Below are 6,354 nucleotides of genomic sequence, written 5' to 3'. Positions count from 1 at the left end.
CCCCTTTTTTTTTTTTTTGTCTTGACAGGCTGGCTGTTTGTGGGGTTCCCCCTCCTTTTGTTTTTTTTCCCCCCCCCTCCCCCCCCCCCCCCCCTCCCCCCTGCCCCCCCCCCCCCCCCCCCCCCCCCCCCCACCCCTGCCCGTTCCGCGCCGCCGGCGCGCTACTTCCCGTGCCGTTCGCGCCAGTCGGCGACGACGCTCTCCACGTCGTACGGCTCCAGGCCGAGCGGCGGGCCGGGCGGCGGCTGGCGGATCGCCTCCTGGATCTTCGTGTTGATCTCGCCGATCACGCGCCGTACCGCCCGCTCCGAAGGGGCCCGCCGAGCGGCCTCCAGCGCGTCCTCCGCCTCCTTGCGCAGCGCGAGCGTCGGCGGCAGGAAGGAGAGGTTCTCCCGGCTCATCTTCTCCTTGACCCACCACATGTCGTCGTACGGCTTGTCGAGGCCGGTCAGCGGCTTGCCGAAGCCGGGCAGGTCGGCGAAGTCGCCGCGCTCCGTCGCCTCGCGGATCTGCCGGTCGGTCCAGGTCTCGAAGCTGACGCCGGGGGGCTTGCGCTCGGTCATCACGGGACTCCCTGGGGTGGAGTTGCGGCCGGTCACCCTCGGCCCCGGCACAGCGGAGCCATTGATACAGGAGTACCACACCGGGAATTCCCGGGCGCGGCCGGGCAAGGGAGGCCGCGGCGCGGGACGGTGGCGTCGGGGACGCGGGCGGCCGCTGGTCGCGTAGAACAGATGCTGCGCGGGGGCCGAACCGGAGGAAAGGGCGGAGCCGATGGCCGCAGTTGGCGAGTGGTGGCGGACCGTGGAGACCGAGCGGGGACGGGTGCGCGGCAGACCGGCCCCGGTGGCGGACAGCAAAGCCGACGAAGCCCACGCAGTACGGCGGACGGAGGGCGCCGGCGCGGCGAGCCCCGCGGGCGCCCTGCCGGTGGTCGCCTTCCGCGGCATTCCGTACGCGGCCTCGCCGACCGGTGCGCTGCGCTTCGCACCGCCTCGCCCGCACGAGGGCTGGACCGGCGTACGGGACGCGGCCCGCCCCGGGCCCGCCGTGCCGCAGGGCCCGTCCCGCCTGGAGCGCGTGATGGGCAAGCGTACGCCCGACTGGGACGAGGACGGCTGCCTGACCCTCAACGTCTGGAGCCCGGCCGACGCTCCGGGTGCGGGCCGGCCCGTGCTGGTGTGGTTCCACGGTGGCGGTTTCACCAGCGGCTGCGGCGGCTGGGACTGGTACGACGGCGCCCGGCTCGCCGCGCTCGGCGACCTCGTCGTGGTCACCGCCAACTACCGTGTCGGCCCGCTCGGCTGGCTCTTCCTGCCCGAGGCCGGAGTGGGCAATCTCGGCCTCCAGGACCAGGCCGCGGCGGTGCGCTGGGTGCACGACAACATCGCGGCCTTCGGCGGCGACCCCGGCCGGGTCACCGTCGGCGGCCAGTCGGCGGGCGCGTACACGGCTCTGTCCCTCGCGGTCGCCCCCGGGACCCGCGGGCTGGTGCGCCGGGTCGTCGCGCAGAGCGGGCCGTGGGGGCTGCCGCCCCAGGACCCGGCCGCGGCCGCCGAGAGCACGGCGGACTTCCTGCGCCTGCTGGACGTGCCGGACAAGGCGGCCGTCCCCGGCAACGAGGCCGCCGTGCTGCGGGAGTTGCGCGCCCTGCCGGTGGAGCGGCTGCTCGCCGCGTACGCCCGGCTGGCGGCGGACCGCGCGCGCCCGGGCCGCCTCGCGCCGCCCCTGTACCCGGTGCTCGGCGGCGCCGCTCTGCCGGTCCCTCCCCGGCAGGCCGTGGCGGAAGGCGCCCTGGGAGGAACCGAGTTGCTGATCGGCACGGTACGGGACGAGATGACCGCGTTCCTGGCGTTCGACGCACGGGCCCGGGCGTGCACCCGGGACGACGTCCTGCGGATCATGCGCGAGGACGCCGGCGGCGACTTCCGGAGCGGCGGCCGGGACGAAGCGGCCGCCGCGTACGACGACCTGGCGCGCCTGCGGCCGGACGCGTCACCGGCGGACCTGCTGACCGAGGCGGCCACCGGCTGGATGTTCCGGGACGGCGCCACCCGCATCGCGGAGCAGCGCGCCGCGCAGGGGACACCCGCGTACGTCTACCGCTTCGACCGGTCTCCGGACGGCGACGACGGCAGGCTGGGCGCCACCCACTGCGCGGAGCTGCCGTTCCTCTTCGGGACGTTCGACGCCTACCCGGAGAGCCCGATGCTGGGACGCACCGGCCCGGAGGACCGCGGCCTGGCGCGCGCGTTCGGCGGCGCGCTGGCCGCCTTCGCGGCCACCGGCACACCCAACGGGCCGGGGCTCGCGGGCTGGCGGCCGTACCTCGGCGGACCCGCGCCCGAGGTGATGTACTTCGGGTGAGGCCGGGCGCGGGGCCGGGGCTCCGCGCGGCTGCTGCCGCCGTTCGGCTGTTCAGCGTGTCGGTTCCGTACGGCGTCGCGGGTGCCGGGGAGGAGCGGCGTACGGCCGCGTCCTCGGCGAAGCCGCTGAGCAGGCCCAGGACTGCGCGATCAGCGGACCGCGGTGTCTCGGGCCCAGGGGGCGGCCCGGCGTGCCGAGAGAAGCATGCCGAGTGGGGGAGGGGGCGGTGCACGAGGGCGCGAGGGGCGGGGCGTTCAACGAGGCGTACGAGGGGCTGCTCGCCGAGTGGGGCGGGCGCGTCGAACACCTCGACGTCCCCACGCCGTACGGCATCACCCGCGTCAACTGCGCCGGGCCGGAAGGAGCCCCGCCCCTGCTCCTGCTGCCCGGTGGCGGGGACACCTCCGCCAGTTGGTTCGCCGACGTCCCCGCGTAGTCCCGCACGCACCGGGTGCTCGCTGCCGGCCTGATCGGCGACCCAGGCCGCAGCCTCCCGGCCGAAGGGCGGCGGATCGGCAGCGTCGCCGGCCTCGGCCGGTGGCTCGACGCGCTGCTGGACGGCCTCGGGGTCGGACAGGCCGCCCTCGCCGGACACTCCTACGGTGCCTGGATCGCCCTCCACCACGCCCTGGCCTCGTCCCGGATCAGCCGCCTCGTCCTCATCGACCCGACCGGCTGCTTCGCCGGGTACCGGCCCGGATACCCGCTGCGGGCGCTGCCGACGCTGCTCGCGCCGAGCCCCGCACGCGTGCGCTCGTTCCTGCGCTGGGAGAGCGGCGGCGCGCCGCTCGACCCGGCCTGGCCGCGGTTGCAGGAGGCGGCGGCCGGTGTGGAGAAGGCCCGGCCCGTCACGGGCCCGCGACCTTCGGCGGCCGCTCTGCGCGCGCTCCGGACACCGGCGCTGATCCTGCCGGCCGGTCGCAGCCGCCCCCACGACGCCGGGCGGGTGGCGAGGGCCGCCGCGGCGCTGCTACCCGGTGCCGAGATCGCGGTGCTGCCCGGCAGCAGCCACCACGGGATGCAGCACCAGGCGGCAAGGGAACTCAACGACAGGGTGGGCGCGTTCATCGGCCGAGGGGCCCCGCCGCCCGGCTGACCACGGGGGCGGAACCGGCTCGCGTCCGCGCCCGACGGGACGGGCCCCGCCCGCCCTACACGCCGGCGCGGTGCCCCTTCGGCTCGGCCGGCGCCAGCGCGGCCTTCGTCACGTCCGCGACCAGTTCCATCACGTCGGGCCCGTACGCCTGCGAGTTGACGACCTTGAGCAGCAGGCAGAACTGCCCGTCGGTGCCGTACTTGCGGGCCAGCCGCGCCCGGTTGCGCACCAGGTGGCGTACGGCGGCGCGGTGGGTCACCGGGCGCTGCCCGGCCGCGAGGAAGACCGGCCGGCCGCTCTCGACGGCGGTGAGCCGGGCCAGCAGCACGTACTCCACCGCGCCGGGCTCCATCCGGTACGTCGAACCGCCCACGGCGAACGTCCCGCGCCCGATGCCGTGTTCGTCGCCGGGGTGGACGGCGACGCCCGGCAGCAGGTTCGCCAGGTGTGCCGCGAGGCGCCGGTGCGCGGTCGGGTCGCCCACGCAGAACTCGGTGCGGGCGCCGAACCCCTGGAGCCCGGTGTCGTGCGGCGCGACCTCCGCGTGCGCGCCGCAGGTCTCCACCACCGAGGCCAGTCCGAGCAGGGCGAGCGCGTCGTGCCGCGGGATGCTCCAGTGGGCCGACGTGCTGTCCCGGTGGGTGACCAGCACGCATTCCGATCCGTCGGGCAGCCCGAAGAAGCTCTGCTCGCGGCTCAGCTTGCGGCGCGCCACGGCGGTGTGCGCGGCCCAGCCGGCCGCGGCGCCCACGGCGAGGGCAGCCGCCGCCACGATCACGAGGAGCAGGGAGTCGTCCATGGCGGGGGAGCGTAGCGGCTGTCCGGGAGTGTGTTCGAACGCGGGGCGGGTGGTTGGGCTGCTCTGCCCGGGTCCGTACGGACATGGGAGCGGCGCCCGCGGTGCGGTGGCCCGTACCGTTGCGCCCCGGCGGGCCGCTCCGCCGTTCGCGCCCCTTTCGCGCCCCGCCCTCGCGCCCCCTGTCGCCCCCGTGATCACGCAGGTAGGCTCCGGCCCCTGCCGCCCGAACAGGCCAGGAGGGAACGCCGCATGACACCTGCCCGACGCCTTTCCGTGCTGGGGGTGGTCGCCGCACTCGCCGGTTCGCTGACCGCCGTCCCGGCCTCGGCCCAGTCACCGGCCGCCGCTCCGCCGTCCGCCCCGGCCGGGCCGCCCGCGAAGACCCCGCCGAAGGTGCCGGTCGCGACCGGATACGGCGGCGCGGTCTCCAGCGTGGACGCCGACGCCTCGGCCGCCGGTATCGAGGTGCTGCGCAAGGGCGGCAACGCGGTGGACGCCGCGGTCGCCACCGCGGCGGCCCTCGGCGTCACCGAGCCGTACTCCGCCGGTGTCGGAGGCGGCGGTTACTTCGTCTCGTACGACGCCAAGTCCCGCACCATACGCACGCTCGACGGCCGCGAGACCGCGCCGCTCAGCGCGGACAGCGGCCTCTTCCTGGAGAACGGCAAGCCGGTCCCGTTCGCCGAGGCGGTCACCAGCGGCCTGTCCGTCGGCACCCCCGGCACGCCCGCGACCTGGGACACCGCGCTGGAACGGTGGGGCACCCGCCCGCTGCGCGAACTCCTGGAGCCGGCGGAGAAACTGGCCCGCAACGGCTTCACGGTCGACGAGACGTTCCGCTCGCAGACCGCCGCCAACGAGGCGCGCTTCCGTGACTTCCCGGCCACCGCCCGTCTGTTCCTCCCCGGCGGCAAGCTGCCGGTCGTCGGCTCCACCCTCAAGAACCCCGACCTGGCCCGTACGTACAAGGAGCTGGGGGACAAGGGCGTCGACGCGCTGTACCACGGGCGGCTCGGCAAGGACGTCGTACGGACCGTCCAGCAGCCGCCGGTACGCCCCGGCTCCCCGCGCAAGGTGCGCCCCGGCGACCTGACGGCCAAGGACCTGCGGGAGTACGAGGTGCGCCGCCAGGCGCCGACCAGGACCCGCTACCGCGGCCTGGACGTGTACGGCATGGCGCCCTCCTCCTCCGGCGGCACCAGCATCGCCGAGGCGCTCAACATCCTGGAGCACAGCGACCTGTCGGAACTGAGCGAGAAGGACTACCTGCACCGCTACATCGAGGCCAGCCGCATCGCCTTCGCCGACCGCGGGCGCTGGGTCGGCGACCCGGAGTTCGAGGACGTGCCGACGCGCGGCCTGACCTCACAGCGCTTCGCCGACTCCCGGGCCTGCCTGATCAAGGACGACGCGGTGCTCACCAGCCCGCTGGCGCCCGGTGATCCGCGCGATCCGCAGCCCTGCGGGGCCGGTGGCCGGGCCGCCCCGACGACGTACGAGGGGGAGAACACCACCCACCTGACCGTCGCCGACAAGTGGGGCAACGTCGTCGCCTACACCCTCACCATCGAGCAGACCGGCGGCAGCGGCATCGTCGTACCGGGCCGCGGCTTCCTGCTCAACAACGAGCTGACGGACTTCTCCTTCGCCCCGGCGAACCCGGCCGTGCACGACCCGAACCTGCCGGGCCCCGGCAAGCGCCCGCGGTCCTCGATGTCCCCGACGGTCGTGCTGCGGGACGGCCGCCCGGTCGTGGCGATGGGCTCGCCCGGCGGCGCAACGATCATCACCACCGTCCTGCAGAGCCTGCTGAACCACCTCGACCGCGGAATGCCGCTGGTCGACGCCATCGCCGCGCCCCGTGCCAGCCAGCGCAACGCGGCCGCCACCGAGCTGGAACCCGGCCTGTGGGACAGCCCGGTCCGGGCACAGCTGGAGGCCATCGGCCACAAGTTCACCCGCAACCCGGAGATCGGCGCCGCGACCGGCGTGCAACGCCTCCCGGACGGCCGCTGGCTGGCGGCGGCGGAGAAGCAGCGGCGGGGAGGCGGGTCGGCGATGGTGGTACGGCCCAAGGGGTGAGGCCGCTGCC

General features: G+C 75.5%; 4 protein-coding genes and 1 pseudogene. 3 read left to right on the top strand and 2 right to left on the bottom strand.

All coding sequences use genetic code 11. The features are described 5' to 3' along the window. Positions 1–161: 161 nt before the first annotated feature. On the bottom strand, positions 162–563 hold the full coding sequence (locus ACZ4Z1_RS22170; protein ID WP_468488317.1) for a DnaJ family domain-containing protein: 402 nt from the start codon (positions 561–563) through the stop codon (positions 162–164). Between the two features lie 211 nt (positions 564–774). On the opposite strand from ACZ4Z1_RS22170, the gene ACZ4Z1_RS22165 reads away from it, so the two are divergent. Both ACZ4Z1_RS22165 and ACZ4Z1_RS22160 read left to right on the top strand, forming a co-directional pair. Beyond that, the gene (locus ACZ4Z1_RS22165) at positions 775–2,367 is read left to right on the top strand and encodes a carboxylesterase/lipase family protein (protein WP_468488316.1); all 1,593 of its coding nucleotides are present in this window, start codon (positions 775–777) and stop codon (positions 2,365–2,367) included. Between the two features lie 226 nt (positions 2,368–2,593). Further along, positions 2,594–3,463, top strand: a pseudogene (locus ACZ4Z1_RS22160) (alpha/beta fold hydrolase). Between the two features lie 55 nt (positions 3,464–3,518). Here ACZ4Z1_RS22160 and ACZ4Z1_RS22155 read toward each other — a convergent pair. Next, positions 3,519–4,262 (bottom strand): hypothetical protein, encoded by a 744-nt coding sequence (locus ACZ4Z1_RS22155; protein ID WP_468488315.1) that lies wholly within the window; start codon positions 4,260–4,262, stop codon positions 3,519–3,521. 249 nt (positions 4,263–4,511) lie between these two features. Here ACZ4Z1_RS22155 and ggt point away from each other — a divergent pair, with 249 nt between their 5' ends. Beyond that, positions 4,512–6,344 carry a gamma-glutamyltransferase gene (ggt, locus tag ACZ4Z1_RS22150; RefSeq protein WP_468488314.1) on the top strand — a complete coding sequence of 611 codons (1,833 nt, stop codon included), beginning with the start codon at positions 4,512–4,514 and terminating at the stop codon, positions 6,342–6,344. Positions 6,345–6,354: the final 10 nt, after the last annotated feature.

Source organism: Streptomyces sp. NPDC030165 (assembly GCF_055573595.1).
The sequence above is the reverse complement of the archived record's forward strand: the minus strand, read 5'-3'. Positions and strand labels throughout refer to the sequence as shown.